A 17,092-nucleotide genomic window follows, 5' to 3' on the forward strand; every position below is an offset into this window, starting at 1 on the left:
GATTAGTGCTCCAAGCCGCGGTGCCAGCGCAACAAGTGGTTATTGAGTTTATTCATCGCCATATCGATCGCAAGGCCCAATAAGCCGATGGTCAACATGCCTGCAATGATTTTGTCTGACCAAAAATACTCACGCGCCTCTAAAATTCTGAAGCCCAGCCCGTTATTTACCGCAATCATTTCGGAAACGATCACCACAATAAACGCCGTGCCCACCCCAATACGCGCACCGGCCAGAATATACGGCGTGGCCGCCGGTAAGATCACTTTCAGGAACAAGGTGCTCTGGCCTGCGCCTAAATTACGCGCCGCACGCAGATAGATAGAATCCACCTGGCGCACCCCGGCAATGGTATTCATGAGTACAGGGAAAAACGCGCCAATCACAATCAGGAAAATCGCCGGTGCATTACCCAGACCAAACCATAAAATAGAGAGCGGGATATAGGCAATCGGCGGAATCGGCCGTAAAACCTGAATCATGGGATTAAACCAGCTATACACCCGCGGGCTAGCCCCCATGAGCAGCCCCAGCGGCAAAGCCAGCCCAGCGCCAATTGCAAAGCCCACAATCACCCGATACAGCGTGCCGATGGCGTCGTGAATCATTTCCCCTGAAAACAACCAAGCGGTATAGCTGCTCTGGCTGGCGTCATAGGCCTCCATCGGCAATAAATACGCATACCAGCGCACCACCACCTGCCATGGAGAAGGCAAAATCTGTGGATTTAACCAGCCCGCCATTGCCGCAGCCTGCCAAAGCGCAATCAAGACTACGGGCAACCAAAGCCCCGTCACGGCACGGGCGAATAATGTTTTATTCATCGGATTGCCCTTATTTCACGTTTAAAGATTTCTTAGCCTGATCGAGCAGATCCAGCTTCACCCACTCTTTGGCCACCGGCGGCTTCACCATCTTGCCCACGCCATATTTGGCCATAAAATCGGTGGTGATCTGCATATGCTCAACGCTCAGATTGTAATAAAACGGCGAATTAGCAATGGCATCCTGATAATCATCCACCGTAATCTGGCCTTTAAACATATTGCTGCGCACATAGTTTTCGGCGAGTTTAGGGTCATCCATAAAGGCTTTGGTGGCTTGCACAAAACATTTCATAAACTTTTCCGCCAGCGGGCGATTACTGCTGTAAAGCTTCTCGCTCATCACAAGGGTGCGAATCGGCTCGCCCATCGGGCTATCGTAAGGCTTTAGCAACTCCACACCAAAACCTTTATTAATCGCTTGCGAAGCCTGTGGCTCTGATTGCGACATGGCATCAATTTGCTTTTGCATCAGTGCTTGGTTTAAATCTGCAAAGGGCAGGTAAACGATTTTGACATCCTTGCCGGGCTTTTCAGACCAGCTCAGATTCGCCTTGGCTAGCTCCGCCAACAGCGCCAGCTCCTGCGCACCACCACGTGCCACCCCTACCGATTTACCTTTAAAATCCGCCACGTTTTTAATAGTGGACCCTGGCTGCACCACAATACGAATGCCGCCTTTGGCAAAGCCCGCCACCGCATACACCGGCACGCCGCCTGCCCGCCCGGCAATTGCCGCGTCCGCCGCACTGGCCGCCACATCAATTTCGCCCGCAATAATGGCCGGCATAATATCCAGCCCCTTGGCAAACATCCGCTCCTCTACCTTAATCCCGCATTTAGGCGCGATTTCCTTGATATACGATACCGCACCGTAATGGGCGAATTTGAGATTACCAAGACGAATGACATCCTCTGCGGCATAGGCAGAAAAAGAAGTCATGGCTAGCGATGCGATCAAAGTGAATTTCATCATTGCAACTCCGTAGCTAAAAGACGAGGGCAAAATCAATCAAAGCCTGATTGGCTTACGTCTAATGCTGAGCAATTAGCTTGCCAGCTGGCCCATGCAAAGCAACTACATTGCAAACCCTTGCCTACAAAGAGGAAAGTAAGGTGCGCTAAAAATAGGCATGACTTGTTTTCTGGCGAAACTACAGAATCACATACAGTTTAGCGGCGGGAAACCGCCATCATTCAGAAGAAAACCCACCGATGGCACCAGCCGATATAGCAAATACGCCAGAGACAAAAAAAGGGTTGGGTGTAGCAAGAGAAGAAGAGACAACGAAATCCAAATCAGAAAAATACCAAGCGAAAAAGAAATCCAAAGCGAGAGGCCCCACATAAATTCTAAAACAACTAGGGCATCGCTATGCTGCACACAATAACAAACTCTCGATACAAGATTTTCAGTGCCATGAGCCTAATTATTTTGCCCAGCTTAAGTAGCAGCTTTTTTATTGCGCAAGCGATCAAAAACAAAAAATTACTAAACACTTACAAACAACACACGAAATATGCCATTTGCTTTAGACTACCGCTCATCCTAATCAATACGAGTTGCTAAATGTCGACGATTAAGCACGCCACAGCGATTTTTACTCTATTACTCGCTGCATGTGGAGGAGATGAAAGCACTACTGTAGCCACAGCTGCCCCACCCCCCTCCGCCATGACGCAAATAATACTTAAACGCTACACAAGCATTGAAGTTAATCTAAATATCATATTTCAAAGTGAAACGCTATACCACGATTTATTTGAAACAAGAGGCGATAGTACAGGCAAACAAACGGCCAATATCTTTAATTACGACACTATTTCAATTAAAGATAAAGTATTAATAGACAACCAGTTTGATTATGATTTCAATAATCAACAATGGAAAAACACAACAGGCATTAACAATGAGTCACTCTATTTAACAGATGACAAATGGGAAAAACCACAACCAGCAAAAACTGTTGCCAAAGGCAATGACATTCTGCTTGATTATGGAAATAATACTCAATACCTGCTCAGCGGCACCAGCAGAGACATAAGCAATCTTGCCGTGATGGATGTTCATTTTACTAAGGAAAACACCCAATCTGGCCCTGATTACACTTTATTTAAAACACCAGCGCCTGCATTTCCTTCTGGATCTCAAGCCTATTATCTTGGTTTTAGCCCGCTTAAAACAACTTATTTTAGCTACTATGGCAATCCGACTACCTTTAAAACCATTGCAGAATGGACCAATTTTTATTCAATTAATGGCACAAATTTAGAAGAAAAAAACAGCCAGTGCCCCTACCAATTTGACACCTCCCGCAAAACCATTGTTTTCAGCAACAACCCCAATACCTCATATAAATGCAACAAAAAAGAGCAGAGCTACGAAATCATCAACATTAAGCAACAACAACTTTTAGTTATTACGGCAACAGACAATAAATCGGCCATCCGTAAAGAATTTTATGCTATTGCGAATGGCAATTTATTAGAAGGGGTGGTTCAGGAGCCTTTTGAAATAAACAATACCGGATCCTCATCTGGCTTATTTACCATTGAAGTTCGGCTAAACAAAACAGCAATTAATCACTTATTAAAATACGGTGGGCTTCCTGCCTCTGCTCAGTTAAAATAATGGCCAGAATTGAGGGCCTAAAGAAGCTATGATTTATTCAGCTTCGTCACTTTGGCTTAAAGCCTGCCCTCAAGTACTGTAGTCAGTAAAGGGGGCCCAGCATTTTTACTGGGCCCCCAAAAGCCCGGAAGATGAAGACCCAATCAAAGCAACATTTATTTTAAAAAAACATACCTTAATAGATTATGGCGAAATAGCGATGCCAAACCCTAATACATTTTGGCGTCTATTGTAATCAAGCAAGTTATCGCCATAGCCACTAAAGACTTGCACATACGCTTTCAAATTGCCCGTCAGTGGGTACGTCCAGTCCAGCTGTACCCCACCATTGCCCGTGCGAAAATTTTGACGCACCAATGCGCTTAATTCTTGTCCTGAATCAAATCGATAGCGCGCGGTTACATCCCCATGGCCCATAAAATCCAGCAAATCCGGATTATCATCGGTTCCATCCTGTTCTTTGAACCGATACCATGGGCGAATTTCTAGTGAGAAATTGTTTTTTTCAAAGCCAAAATCAGCGTATGCACGATTCCAGCTACGTGATAATGGATTGCTGCGTCCATTTGACTGATGTGCCAAACCCAGATTCAAAAAACGCCATTTTATAAACCCTAAATCTAAATCTGTTCGAATAGATAAAATGGCTTCTGGCTCATAATTTGTCTCACGAAATGGTGCAGAATAATCACTATTATACAATTGCCAATAGCTTTTTTGCGTATAGGCAAGCCATAGATCTGCTCTGTCAGAAAAAATACTTTCCAACGCTTTTACTTTAAAACTCAATTGGAATTTAGCTTCAGCATCATTAACAGCACCTATTCCCGGCGCCAATGGAAGTTGCTCCCCTGTCGAAGCCGACGAGCTGGGATGCTGATTACGGTTATCGCTATAACTTAGCGGCAGGAAATAATTCGTTTTATAAGTACGTAAGGCAAAAGTGCCTTTTTTTTGATCCAGCTCCCATTGATCACCTAAAGCGGAAGGTGCAGATTGATTAATATCGGCAATAGGCGAAGGGCGTGGTGCCGAGCTTGACTTTTCGACCGCCTCAACGCTGATCTCAGGTGCTGTTACACCTCCGCCTGCATGATCAATGCTGTCATAACAAGCCAGCCTGGCTTTGGCATCTGCGATGGCTTTGCAATGCTGTAATGTGCCCGTAGCTGCCGTAACATGAACAGCAGTGACCGCTAAGCCAAGAGCCAGTATTTTTGAGTAATGCATAAGCGACTTTCCTTGCCAAAAATTCAATCTGCTGCATAACAAGTGATAATGACTCACTATGCAAAATAGACTCAAATCAAAAATCCAGACAAAAACATAATGTTGAATCAAATTGAAGGCATAGTACTACTATTACAGCAGCACATCATTTTCTATCATTTCAAGCGGTATAAGCTCATCTTTCTGTACCGTTCTGTGCTTTTACGCAAGTTTACGCTCCCCACAAACAAACCACTGCTTTATGCAATATCTTATTAAGCCATCTTGCCTTTTTTATCCAGCAGGCTTTTCTCCTAATGCCTAACATGCCAAATAAATAAAAATATAAGCTGGCAAATCCTTAATCATTTTCCCTTTATTCTACATTCAGAATCACCGAAAATAGAGAAACACCTCTACTGGAATCTGCACAGTGAGTGTAAAGGTTTTTTTATTTGAAAAAATCAATCCATGCCTGCAGCGCTAAAGAGCTATTTCTAGCGCAGGGGAAATAAAATTAAAAGCGTGTTTTTTTATCGTACAAACACGGCTCCCGCTCCTGATAGATGGTGGAAATATCGTACGGAACCGCCAAGCTTAGTCAATTTAAGCGTACACAACGCATCCAAAGCCGCAGTCTGCCCTTTTACCCGCACTTGGGCTAATGATTTAAATAAGCGGCAGGTAAATCAGGCACAACTTGATGAAAAACACCGCTTATTTACGCCCTTGAATTTGCTTGAGTGCCTGTTGATGCCGCAGCAATTCTTCCTGCCTTTGCTGCTGATTAATACGCGAAAATTCCGACATATCCTTCCCTAACTGCTGTTGCTTAGCCGCCCCCGCTCGCTGCCCCTCCAAGCTTCTCATCCTGGCTTCGTGCGTGATGCGCTCATTATCCAACTGCACCTGTTTATTCTTTTCAAGACGCTGCACATGCTCTGAATCATCTATCTTTTCTGCCGTTTGAGAAGCGGCTTTTCCATCGGCCAAATAAATTTTCCGCCAGCGCAAATAACCCCACATCCTGTATGGCTCTAATCCAAACCATGCTTTTGAATCATGCATCAGCGTTTCAAATAGCGGCACCACCTCTGGAATCAAGGCTTCCTGATCCCAGATAAATTGAATAGCTGAATCCCATTGGGCCTGTTTTTCGCCCAAAACCATCGTGGCCCTACTCCTTAAAAGCTCAAGCTCTTTGGCTAAATTAACATCCTCTCTTTCAAAATCATTTATATCCCGAGCCTTTGAAGAATAAAAACTATTTTGCAATTCGGGCAATAAATGAATTCGCCCCAACCTTTGCTTTCGCCAGGCCAAAAACTGCCCGTAATGCCTGCGGCTTAATACTTGAAGAGATTCACTCGGCTGTGTTTCTGTTAACCACATTCCGCCCGTGGGTTTTATTTTCGCAGCTTTTGTGCTTTCTATATATTGGTTAAAGATTTTGATTGTTTCTGGATGAATCGCAAAATTACGCATTCTAATTGCCCGCAATTCTGAGGAGGGAATCAAGGGCACACCAGCAATTAAAGCTTCCCTATACATTTGAGCTAAAGGGATTTGCGATAATTTTTTACTATCACCTGTAACAGCAAATTCAGCAATACACTTAGCCTTATCCTCTACAGGTATGACCCCTGCGTATGGCGAGTTTTCGTCTTCAACATACAGCTCTTTTTGCGTAGCCTTTAACCTTTGTGCTGTAGCACTCTCTCCGATCGATCGCCCCTGCTCCAACGGCTCATACCCCCCGCCCACATCAGAATGCACCCCTGGATACATCACTTCTTTATGCAGTGCGCCGCTGCCTATTGCATCTAAAGGGAAAGAGCCCCTTACCTCATGGGCCGCCACCAGATGCACGCACCTAACATCATCAGCGACTTTTAAATTTTCAGCGCTCGCCCAGCCGCTATGCCCATCTTGAGTGGGCGCAGACTGAGCCAAGCCCACCGAGGCAACCGTATCAAAAATACCCAGGAAATCAATTTTCAATTCAAGCCCGGCAATCTCTGAGCCATATGCTTGCTTTAGCCAAGTCACAAACACGCGCGCCGCAGCCGCCCCACGGGAAAAGCCAAAAACAGCAATTCTCACCCTTTTAATTTTTGGCTTGCCTTGCACCCGGCCCTGAATAAATGGCGCAATAAGTGGGCGTAGTTGTTCTGATCGCTCTCTAAGCGTTTTATTGCGATCAATGCGTTGATCAAAAAGAATTCGAGCCATGGGATTAGTTAAGCGGACAACATCACTCATCGCAGCGCTTGCTGAGCTGATCATTTTCTGCGCCAATTTGCCATCCGCTTTCAGCGAGCTTGAAGGATGGGGCGAACCAAGAATGGCCTCATGCAAATGATTAGTAAGCTGCAACAAAGCCCAATTAATCCTGACTTCCCCAAATAATGCGGCGACTTCACCGCCCTTATTGGAAACACGATCAACTGAATATTCAGCGACCTTGGCATACGCAGCAGAAAGCATTGAGCTTTTTTTAGCAGACGGAGTGATATCGCCTAGCTCTACAAATGGCGTGCCCACGCCAGGAATATAGGTTTTTCGATAAAAACACCGCTCACCCTGCGGAACCGCCTTAGGCCAGTCTTTATCTTCATCCTTCTTAATGTCCTTTAGCTTTTGCGCTTTAAGCTCTGGCCTACTGATTTCCAATTTATCTGCGCTTGGAAAGCCTGCATAAACCTCATATAGGCGGGCAACATTGCTATGACTAAAATTCTCAGTTGAGTAATATTTATTATTATTTGTGCCATCAAAAAAGAAGCCGAGGAAGATGTCTTGATTGCAATCGAGACAAGAAAGATCACCAAGGTTTTTATCACGCTCAACGATCTCTTTACCCTCTAACTTTAAGGGCTTCGCAGGGCAAATTTCAGCAAAACGAGTACTCATCAATTACTCCTCCCGATAATCCAACTCACACATTTTTTTGTTGATAACCCATAGATCCTTACAGTCATTTAGTAATTTATTACAAGCCTCCTGATTTCCCTCTGGGTCACTAGACTCTTGTATTGACTTTGCGGTGCAAGCCTCCCGCATCATCGCGGCTGTTTCTTCTTTTGAACCAAACTTATACTTCGATAAATGCTTCCTGCATTCTTTTTCTGACAATCTCGCCACACAAGCCGTTAACGCCCCTGCTTTCTCCCTCCCCGCCCAATTGGCATGCCCCGGCTCTACCGGCGAGGCGATTAGCTCCACTTCATGATTGGGATAAAACAACACATAGAGATCGCCCGGCGTGGTGTAACGCGGAAGCTCCAGCGTGCGCTCTTGCCTAATCGGCGAAATTTCCTTGGCGCTTCCCTCCTCCCAAGACAAATGATATTTCAAGCCAGGCCGCCATTTTTTGGGCAGCAAAGTGCAACAATTCTTAGCGCCAGGCCCCTCTAACAAACCAACAATCGCACCGCCAACGGCATTATTACTCGCGTCCTTCAAGGTGTATTGCACATCGAGATCATGCTGATAATTCACCGCATCCACCGACACAGTCACGCTATTCGCGTCAACGCGCTTCCCCACCGCTTCAGACTCTGCGGGGCGGCAAGCGCTCAGCGCAAGAAGAATCACCCAGTAGCCGATATGGGTTTTTGCTTGAATTAATTTCATTTTTTTAACTCGACCTGTAAGTAGTTCGGCATAAGTGATCAGGCATTTTTAAACGCAAACGCATATGATTTTCCTAGGGTGTGCAAGTGCTTTTTTTACGCACCGGCCCTTTGCGCTCCGACTTCGTCGTTTTACACCCTACGAAAAATGCATGGTTGAAGAGTGCAGGATGTTATATCAAAGGACTTATATCCAGCACTCACTTAGTAAAACTCTAATTAATTCAACTCTCTGATTTCCGAGCAGGCGAAAACCCTGTATTTGCACTGAATCCCCAGCAAAAAATCAGGGATGGCGCTTTAATCAGCGCTTCCTTAGCGCTAGAGCGTGTTAATAAAGACCACTTAAGCTGTAGTGATCTCAATAAATTGCTCAATACAATAAGCCCGCAGCTCGGCAAAATCAGTAATGCCTACCGTATGGGCTTCACTGCAAAGCTGTTTTACCAGCGTATATATTTTTGATTCGCTCATGATCAATTCAGCAGTTAGCCCCAGTTTTCTTAATTGCTGAATAATCTGATCAGGCTGAGAAACATCAAGCATCTGGGTGAATTGCTGCTCTGTAATACAAAGAGGAGAGTCATTAGGCTTTAATTGATCACCCCCCTTTAATTCAACCATCTCCGCCGCGCGATTAAAATAAATGCCAGAATAAAAAGCGCCCATAAATTGCGCCCTCTGCTCATCCTGCATGGCATCCAGCAAATTAGGCAAGATACGTGTATCTGCATAGCGCAGTATATAGCTGAGTTTTTCCGGAAAAATGATTACATCGGTATAACTTGCAAAATGGCCATACATCACCTCAGGGTCTAAAGCGCTTAGCCAAAAACTCAGCATCGGCTGCTCATTGCTTGCTTGCAATAACACATCAATTTGATTCACAAAATGGGCCATATCCTCAAAATGACACAGGATGGGCGATATATCGATATCTGCCCCTTCATCTTGATACAAAGAAACCCATCTGATTTTATTCCTCAGTTTTTTTATTAATCGTGGATCAAAGCTGTGATCAATTAAAGCATAGATATTAAATGCCTCTGGCTCAAAAGATGAAAGCCAAGCCAAAATATTGGCTTTAGTTTCTGCCGGATAAGAATCAATATTTTTCATAATCGAGCCGCAAAAGGGCTGCCCACATCTTTTGCTTTTTGCAGGCAAGATTTACAAATTGTATTAGGGAAAGCAGGCAAAGGTGGGTTCATTTTTGCCGGGCCACTTACATCATGATTCGCGCCTTTTATCGTCACCACACCTGGACAATGGATGTCGATATTGCCGCCTTTCAGCCGGATATAGCCACCGCCTGCTGTGACCAGAATTTCGTCTTTGGCTACGACGGTGATGCTTTCTTTGCAGGCAGTGATTTTGACGTTTTTATCGCCGGTAATTTCAATATCATCGCTCTGTGCTTGCAGCTGGATTTTACCTTTGGCAGCGATCAGTTTTAGCGCGACTTGGTCTTTTACCCCCGCTACAAACAGGCTGATGTGCTGGCCTACGTTGTGTATCCAACGGCGGCCAGAGGTTTGGTTTGTGTCTCTTTGCGCAACTAGATCAAGATTTGTGCCTGCGGTAATCGTTTGGCTTTGCGGGCTGGTGATGGCGACGCCGTCCTCACCGTGCAGCAAGATGATTTTTTGTTGCCCTGCTTGGTCTTGGGATTTTGTTTTACCGTCTTTGTCGGTATTGCTGCTCGCCTCAAAGCTTTTGCTGGCGTGAACGTGGTGATAAAGATGGCCAGTGCTGGCTTTACTGCCTGCACTATTATCAGCCTCTACGGTTTTGCCCTCGTCGCCGGTTTCAATAGTGTCGGCTAGCTGGTTGGTTGCCGTTTCGCCTAGGCTTTGTGCCAGTGCAAGGGCGGATTCGAGCTGGCTTTGGGCGGGGCTGCGGTCGAGCTGTTTGCCAGATGCACCACTCTTAGCTTCAGTGCTGATCAGTAAACCATTGGCGCGGATTGCGCCTTGATTATCGGTGCGTAATTCAAACCCTTCGCCGCGTGGCTCGCCTTTTCCGTCGGTTCTTGGATGGATCAGATAGCCAAGGTTAAGCTGGGTTTTGCCGTGCTCGCTGGATAATTTAGTACGGACTTCGCCTTTAGTGTCATCAAACAGCAGCTCGCCGTATTGGCCGCCTTCATGCTCTTTAGTTTTGATGCCAGATAGTGTTTTATTGGCGGGCAAGACGCCCGCGCCGCTGAACGTCGGCACTGAATGACTGCCGTTATAGACAGCGCCAGTGACTACGGGGCGATCGATATCGCCCTCTATAAAGCTCACCGTCACTTCCTGGCCGATGCGCGGGATAAACTGATGCCCCCAGCCTGCACCCGCCGATGGCGCGGCGACGCGTATCCAGCAGGATGATTTATCGTCTAGGTTTGCACCAAACTCCGGGTGCTCGGCGGCACGTTGCCAGTGGAATTCAATTTTAATGCGCCCTTGCTCGTCGGTATGCACTTCTGAACCGGCGGGGCCAACTACGGTGGCGGTTTGCAAGCCAAGGCTGGTGGGCTTGGTGAATTCTTGCTCGCCCAGATGGCTGAGCACGGGCTGGCCACGTCTTTGGGCAGTGAAGTCGGCTTGGTAAGGCGCGTTATCTTTGGCTGAAGCGGCAAGCAGGCTGGGCGCGACTAGGCTAAGTTGCTGGGTTAAATCCACTGGCAGATTATTGTTTGCCGTGAATTTAAGCTGGGTGATGGCGAATTCACGCTGCTCGGCGCTATCCCATTCGTGAGCGGGGTGATCTTCCAAGCGAAACCATTGCCCAGCCTGCAAGCTACGTAATGTGCCAGAGCCGGTGAATGATTTCTTTTGCCCGTCTAAAGCGTCCTGGCGCAGCTTGGCATCATGGTTGAGCTGGTCTAAATCGCTGGCGTAGTAATGCGCTTGTGGGTCGTAATATTCGAAGCTGGATTGGATTTGCTGCCCGCCATCGCCTTGATCAATGGCGCTATCGCTTAAGCTGTGGCTGGTGTTGGCGGCTTTGTAATCAAAGCTGGCTAGGGAAACCGAACTGCTGCCGATTTGCCGCTGCGTATTCCATGTGGTGAGCGAATCACTTTCTTCTGTGGCGTCCGAGCGGTGGAATCTCACCGCACTTTCTGCAGCTTCGGGTAGGGCAAAGGCGTCATCAAATACAATAAGTTGAACCTGAGGCGTGTCTCCAGCCAAATGCTCGAAGCGCCATGCCAGGCCACTTTCTTTCATTAGCCTGCACAGAAATGCAAAATCGTCTTCCCGGTATTGCAGGCAATAAGAGCGCGGTGGGTATTCGCCTGATAATTTGAAATCCAGCGTCTGTACCGATGCAAACACAGGGTTTTTGGCCTGATGCTCGGCCAGTACCTGCTTCACAATATCAACGACGGATAAATCCTGAAAAACGCGGGAAGTGCGTCGGTATCTGAGCAGCGCAAAAGGTGGCTCTACGGTGAGCGAATACTTGGCAAAGCCCCCATCCGAGCCTAAGAGCTGCGCCTGCGAGATCACCCCGCAGCGCTCAATCGCATCGCCATTGGCATCGGCCACAGATAAAACAATCGGCAGGCCAAGCAGTGATTTAAGCTCTAAAGCACCATCGGGTGACAAGCAATCAATCTGATAACGGTAAGCCTGATTAATCCCCTCGCTGCCCGTCACACGCTGAGGTAATAGCTGCTCGCCCCAAGCTGCACCATCGCCCAGTTGCAAAGAGATCAGTCGCTGATCTTGATTAAAAGCCGCAGCAAATGAGGCAAGGAGCTGATCAGTGCGCATGGGCTTTTTCTCAATACAGATTAACCAAGCATCATAACAGACGCCTTGCTACTCATATTTAAAAATTACAATAGACTGATATTTTTAAGTGACAATCATACAATATTAGTAAGTAAATATACTTACTATCAAGGCAACACCCCCAACAAGGACCAGAGTCTTCTGGCTTCTGCGTCGCTGGAAATCAGCTCGGCCAGTAAATCTCTGAGCGGTTTATTACCCCACTCCACGCTGCGATAGATCAGATAGGGCACGGGGCTGTGGGGCTCGGTTCGGGCAAGGTAATCGGCAATTAGCTGCAACTGCCGGTAGGCTTCTTCGCGGCTGGCGGGCTGTAAAAACGGCAGCGGGTCGGGCTTTTTTTCTACCGGGCTAGGCAGCACAATATCGGGGACAATTTGCAGGGGCTGTGGATGCATAGCTAGCCAATCCTTCAGAATAATTTCAAGCTCCTGCATCAGCAGAAACAAGGGCTGAAAAGTGGGCGCATCATTGCCCATTTTCTGATCACAGGTTTGCGACAACTCAAGCATTTGCAGCAAACCATGAACCATAAAACCATGGGCACTGCGTAGGATATTGACATCCACAGCACGAATAGCATCATTCACTTTTTGTGCTGTTTTTTTGGCGGCTTCAAGCAAAGGGAGCGCGGATTTACTGGTGGCTTTTCCCTGATCCAGCCCAAGATGTTTCTGACACATTCGCCAATCAGCCAAAGTAAAACCATCCAGATCGCTACGCTGATCCAGCACAGGCAAGGGCATACGTGATAAAAGCAGGGTGCTATAAGCATGCACGCCCCAAGCTAGCGGCCCTGTGCGATAGCTCATATCGCCATCTTGCGGCAAAGGATGCACCGTATCCCAATAACGCTGACACAGCCCCAAGAGCAAGCTTAGCGCAGCGCTTAAGCCTTCAACCCCGCGTCGGTGCATCCAGGCCTCGCCCAGCCAAACGGCCACCGTTAAATCTTTGCTACGACTTTGTAGAATTTGCCGGCCTAGTTTTTCAACCGTAGACCAATCGCCGCGCTTTACTTCGGCTTGCCAAATACCGGTAGGCAGGCTGGTATCGTCTTCCCTTTTGGCTTCGCGCAGCAAATCGTATTCCGCTTCATAGCGGATTGAGATACCGCAAGGGGCATCCTGCGAAATAGGCTGCAGCAGCGATTCCAGACTGCCCTGTAAACCGCCGGGCTTGATTTCTACGCTCATGGTGCCCCCAATGGCTTATCAGAATCAGGCAGGGTAATTTGCCTAAAAGGCGACACCGGTGCTTTCAGTGGCAAAGCATTAAGCAGCTGAACCGGCAACAAGGCTTTGGCCCCCACGGCGCTCATGCCGAAGCGGGCAAACATCTGCGCCCGTGGTTTAGCCGGGCCACTCATCGGCAAGCTAAACAACATGGCGGGATAGCTAAACTCGTCTTGCAAAACCATGCCGGGCGGCGCTTGATGATGGCGCAGAAAATGCAACAAAGACCATGCGCCAGCGTAGCGCCATTCAGCACTTTGATTAAGCACCATTAAGGCAGGCTGAGTGTTTTCTTCAATAGGCAGCTGCGGAGACTCCTCCGCCCAGCGAAGTGAAAACACAATGGGCTGGCCCAGCAACCAGCGCTGTTTAGCCCTATCCCCCAGCGGAAAACGCATACGCTGCGTACCCACCATCAGGCCCCATTCAATCACCTGATCGGCCCCCTGCTCTTTATCTTTATCACTACGCCATTGCACATCGATATCCAGCCCCAATGGTTGAGGCTGCTCGGCGCTGCCTCGCATTAGAATGGGGCCAAGCAGGTCGCGGCTATGTTGCAAGCCAAGTAAAAATAGCCGGGCAGCATCCCGGTTGGGCGATTCATTATCCTCAAGCCCAGCCTGTGCGGCAGGCAGATATAAATCAATTAAGCGCAGCAAGGTTGTTACCCGTTCAACATCGGCATCAGCTGCATTTCCTTTGGCGGAAAAAGGGAAACGCCCGGCCAGATATTGATTAAAAAACACTGATAACTGCTGCCAAGCATAGGCACTATTTTGCGCTCTTAACCCCTGACAGCGCTCATTAGCCATATTGACCAGCTTTTGCGCCCGTTCAAAAAAGTAGCCCGGGCCAGCGGGCAATTCAACCTGCCGAAGTACGCCATGGCAGGTACTGGCATCCATCTCATTTAAATCTTTACCAATCAGCTGGGCCAACAAAGCCGGGCCGCTATCGGGGGCTTTTTCTTTCATTTTCTTCAAATCTGCAGCCAGTCCTTTCCAGCGCAAAAGGGTCTGCATATCTTTTACCGGCAGCCCCTTAGGATGCGCCGCCAGCCACTCCAGCACCACGCCCTGATTAATCGCCACGGTGGCCAGCTGCTCCAGCTGCCGGTTGAGATACTGCTGTAATTCCAGCGGGTTATTCGCTTTAAACCCTTTAAAGCTGGCGTTTTTCTTGCCATCCCACCAGGAAAAAGTGGCTTGCTTAGGCTGGTAAAGCGCTAACTCCGCCAGCATGCCATCGGCTTGGCGTAAAGAAGTAAGCGCACGCTCGTTCATTTCTTTAATCAATTCAGCCGATAAATCAGCCCGCCCCAAATCCAGCAGGGCGGCATTCACTTCGGGGGCGGTGCGGATCAGCCCTTCCATGCTGTCTGCCGCATTTCTTTGCCCCTGATCCTCCACCGCCTGCCCGGCCATGGCATGCCACATTGCATGAGCAGCGCTGTTTTTGGCCATGCCACCCAGCCCTGCACGATAAGCATCGGGCACTTTGCTTAAATTCTGAGCCTGATATTGCTGGCGTTCCTGATAAATTTGCAAAGCGGCGGCCAGCTTGGTCTCGTTCATTTCACGCAGGCCGCCGCTCACTTTCAAATGCCCTGCGGAATGTGCGCCCACCACAAAATTTTGCTGCAAAAGATATTTAATGGCCGCTTGCAGTTGCAATACATCTTCTTTTAGGCCCACTTCCCCGCGTGAAGTCAGTGAAGAATCCCGATTAGACCAGCGCTCTTTAAATGCTTTTCTTTGCTTGGCCGCATGCTTTTCGATGGCAGATACCGCATCTTTTCCGATCAGGGCGCTTGATTTTGCCTGGCTGAGCAGTGCCGAATAGCCGGGTACCAGATCCTGCCCCGAAGCATTACTCCATGCACTATTTGTTGCAGCAATCAGCTGCTTAAGCAGAGTGATTTGCTGACTTAAATGACTTAAATCGGCATAACTATTGTGCTGAGCACCTTGCAGCTCGGTCAGCTCTGTTTGCACACTATCAGCCGTTTCAATAAAAGTCGCATCCGCATACAAGCGGTTCAGCCAGTGCTGCATTAAGCCATCAAAGTGATGCGTGGTTTCCTGTGCTGCCGTTTGCAGCTGAATGGGTTTTCCCATCCACAAAGCATATTGAGAAAGTATGGTTTCTAGCCGATGCCGCAGTGGCAAACGCTCCGGGCGAAAATCACCTTCCCACAAGCGTTGAGATAGCTCGGTGAGCTGGCTTAGCGCATCTGGCCCACCACGAAGCGCACGGTTATATAAAGTCACATTTTTTTCCAGCACACCCGCCTGATGGACTAAGTGCTGCGTAGCAATATAGCTGGGCCAGGTTTCAGGGCTGGCCGTATCATCACCCATCTTTTTATCGCTATTGGCCCCTTCTGCCTGTAGCGCCAATAAATCTGCCTGTATGCGCCGCTTTGCAGGAACAAACCATTCTGTCTGTAACAAACTGGCCATTTTTTCAGCCAAATTCCGGTCAAAATGGCTAAATAATGAGCTAGGGAAAACAATACTTTCATAATTTAAGCGCGGCACAGCAAAGAGCGCCCGCCATAAAACCTCCGCCGGCTGGCTATCCGCATCTGCAGAGGCAGATCCGCTGCCGACGGCGCTTAAAGCACGGCTTAAGCTAAGTGCATCCTGCCGCTCTGCCTGCCATACCCAGGCCATGGATAAAAACCACAATGCGCAAAAAATAAGCGTCGCCAGTCTGGCAAAGCGGTGCCAGCGCTGGCGCAGCGACATAATCCGCACAATGGGCTGCGCCAGGCCGCGCTCGGCGGCAATACGCTGACGAAGTAAACCCGAGCTAAACACGGGAAGATCCGGCACGGCTAGCTCTGGCGAAAAAACATCAGTTTCTTCTTGTTGAACAGCGTAGCCCGCTGTGCAATAGAGCCCACGCAAAACAGGCGCATCGCCCATGGCATTGCTCTGAAAAGCAGCGTCTGCCAGCGCATGCAAAGCGGCACGCAGCGCGTCAAATTGCCTTGGCAGCAAATACAGTGCATCGCTCACGCCCCCGTTTAAAGTGGCAATTTCGCAGATGCAATCTCTCAACTGCCTTTGCATTTGCGCCACAGCACCATCAAGCTGCTCACGCTGATAAGCTGTAGTCAGCGGTAAGGCGGATGACCAGCCTAAAATACTGTCCTGAGCCTGATCGGGCAAAGACTCGATCAGCTCATTCATCCCGGCGACTTCCTGCAGCCCCGTAATCAGCCAATATACGGGCAATGTTTGGCCAAGCTTTTGCTGCGCATCCTGAAACTGCTTACAGAGCGTGACATCCAGCGAGGCGTCTTTATTCATAAGCTGCTTGGCCGACACCGCCCAGATCACCGCATCCAGTGGCCTTTGCCCACGCACCCTGAGCAGTGCGCCCAACAAACGCCGCCAGGTAGATAAGGCCGCCAGAGCCCCTTCGGCCTGCTGATAAATATCGTGCGGGGGCAATAAAACTACCGCATCGCTGCTGTAATAAAAACGCCCAAACCACGCCGATTTCTCTGCACTTTTTAGCTGCCATGCACAGCAAAGCTGCTCGCTACTGGCTTGATCATCACCCAGCAAAAGCAGCCAGGGCACTTGGTAACGCCCTTCAATACCAGCGATTTTTTCCATTTGCCGCACAGCGTCAATAAACCCGCGGCCAAGCCGATCTGCCTTATTTCGCCATAGCCACCACAGTAGCAAAACGGCAACAATAATCAGCAAAACAATCAGCAGCTTCACAATTTAACCCCTGATAACTGTGGATG

10 protein-coding genes are annotated in these 17,092 nt (G+C 48.4%); 1 reads left to right on the top strand and 9 read right to left on the bottom strand.

Annotated features, from left to right (window positions below; translation table 11 throughout):
• Positions 1–2: 2 nt before the first annotated feature.
• The gene (locus tag VN23_RS08100; RefSeq protein WP_046352873.1) at positions 3–824 is read right to left on the bottom strand and encodes an ABC transporter permease; all 822 of its coding nucleotides are present in this window, start codon (positions 822–824) and stop codon (positions 3–5) included.
• 10 nt (positions 825–834) lie between these two features.
• Positions 835–1,797, bottom strand: coding sequence for an ABC transporter substrate-binding protein (locus VN23_RS08105; protein ID WP_046353086.1), 963 nt, complete (start codon positions 1,795–1,797; stop codon positions 835–837).
• 597 nt (positions 1,798–2,394) lie between these two features.
• Between VN23_RS08105 and VN23_RS08110 the strand changes: the two genes are divergently transcribed.
• On the top strand, positions 2,395–3,456 hold the full coding sequence (locus VN23_RS08110) for a hypothetical protein (protein WP_062654853.1): 1,062 nt from the start codon (positions 2,395–2,397) through the stop codon (positions 3,454–3,456).
• Between the two features lie 183 nt (positions 3,457–3,639).
• Here the strand turns inward: VN23_RS08110 and VN23_RS08115 are convergent, their stop codons facing one another.
• The 7 genes from VN23_RS08115 to VN23_RS08145 form a co-directional block, all read right to left on the bottom strand.
• Positions 3,640–4,686, bottom strand: coding sequence for a phospholipase A (locus VN23_RS08115; RefSeq protein ID WP_052746709.1), 1,047 nt, complete (start codon positions 4,684–4,686; stop codon positions 3,640–3,642).
• Between the two features lie 696 nt (positions 4,687–5,382).
• Positions 5,383–6,795, bottom strand: a complete 1,413-nt coding sequence (locus tag VN23_RS08120; protein ID WP_231743376.1) for a T6SS phospholipase effector Tle1-like catalytic domain-containing protein — start codon at positions 6,793–6,795, stop codon at positions 5,383–5,385.
• Positions 6,796–7,581: 786 nt separating this feature from the next.
• Positions 7,582–8,301 carry a DUF3304 domain-containing protein gene (locus VN23_RS08125; protein WP_046352871.1) on the bottom strand — a complete coding sequence of 240 codons (720 nt, stop codon included), beginning with the start codon at positions 8,299–8,301 and terminating at the stop codon, positions 7,582–7,584.
• Positions 8,302–8,645: 344 nt separating this feature from the next.
• The gene (locus VN23_RS08130) at positions 8,646–9,419 is read right to left on the bottom strand and encodes a DUF4123 domain-containing protein (protein ID WP_046352870.1); all 774 of its coding nucleotides are present in this window, start codon (positions 9,417–9,419) and stop codon (positions 8,646–8,648) included.
• Positions 9,416–12,067 carry a type VI secretion system Vgr family protein gene (locus VN23_RS08135; RefSeq protein ID WP_062654855.1) on the bottom strand — a complete coding sequence of 884 codons (2,652 nt, stop codon included), beginning with the start codon at positions 12,065–12,067 and terminating at the stop codon, positions 9,416–9,418. Before VN23_RS08135 ends, VN23_RS08130 begins: the two co-directional genes overlap by 4 nt.
• A gap of 128 nt (positions 12,068–12,195) precedes the next feature.
• Entirely contained in the window at positions 12,196–13,284 is a 1,089-nt protein-coding gene (tssA, locus tag VN23_RS08140; protein WP_046352868.1) for a type VI secretion system protein TssA, read from the bottom strand.
• Positions 13,281–17,066 carry a type VI secretion system protein gene (locus VN23_RS08145; RefSeq protein WP_046352867.1) on the bottom strand — a complete coding sequence of 1,262 codons (3,786 nt, stop codon included), beginning with the start codon at positions 17,064–17,066 and terminating at the stop codon, positions 13,281–13,283. Before VN23_RS08145 ends, tssA begins: the two co-directional genes overlap by 4 nt.
• Between the last annotated feature and the right edge of the window lie 26 nt (positions 17,067–17,092).

The organism is Janthinobacterium sp. B9-8 (assembly GCF_000969645.2).
Lineage (GTDB): Bacteria > Pseudomonadota > Gammaproteobacteria > Burkholderiales > Chitinibacteraceae > Iodobacter.

Coding starts and splice junctions, on each gene's coding strand:
- VN23_RS08125 (WP_046352871.1), bottom strand. CDS start 8,301: ATGAAATTAATTCAAGCAAAAACCCATATCGGCTACTGGGTGATTCTT.
- tssA (WP_046352868.1), bottom strand. CDS start 13,284: ATGAGCGTAGAAATCAAGCCCGGCGGTTTACAGGGCAGTCTGGAATCG.
- VN23_RS08105 (WP_046353086.1), bottom strand. CDS start 1,797: ATGAAATTCACTTTGATCGCATCGCTAGCCATGACTTCTTTTTCTGCC.
- VN23_RS08100 (WP_046352873.1), bottom strand. CDS start 824: ATGAATAAAACATTATTCGCCCGTGCCGTGACGGGGCTTTGGTTGCCC.
- VN23_RS08110 (WP_062654853.1), top strand. CDS start 2,395: ATGTCGACGATTAAGCACGCCACAGCGATTTTTACTCTATTACTCGCT.
- VN23_RS08130 (WP_046352870.1), bottom strand. CDS start 9,419: ATGAAAAATATTGATTCTTATCCGGCAGAAACTAAAGCCAATATTTTG.
- VN23_RS08135 (WP_062654855.1), bottom strand. CDS start 12,067: ATGCGCACTGATCAGCTCCTTGCCTCATTTGCTGCGGCTTTTAATCAA.
- VN23_RS08115 (WP_052746709.1), bottom strand. CDS start 4,686: ATGCATTACTCAAAAATACTGGCTCTTGGCTTAGCGGTCACTGCTGTT.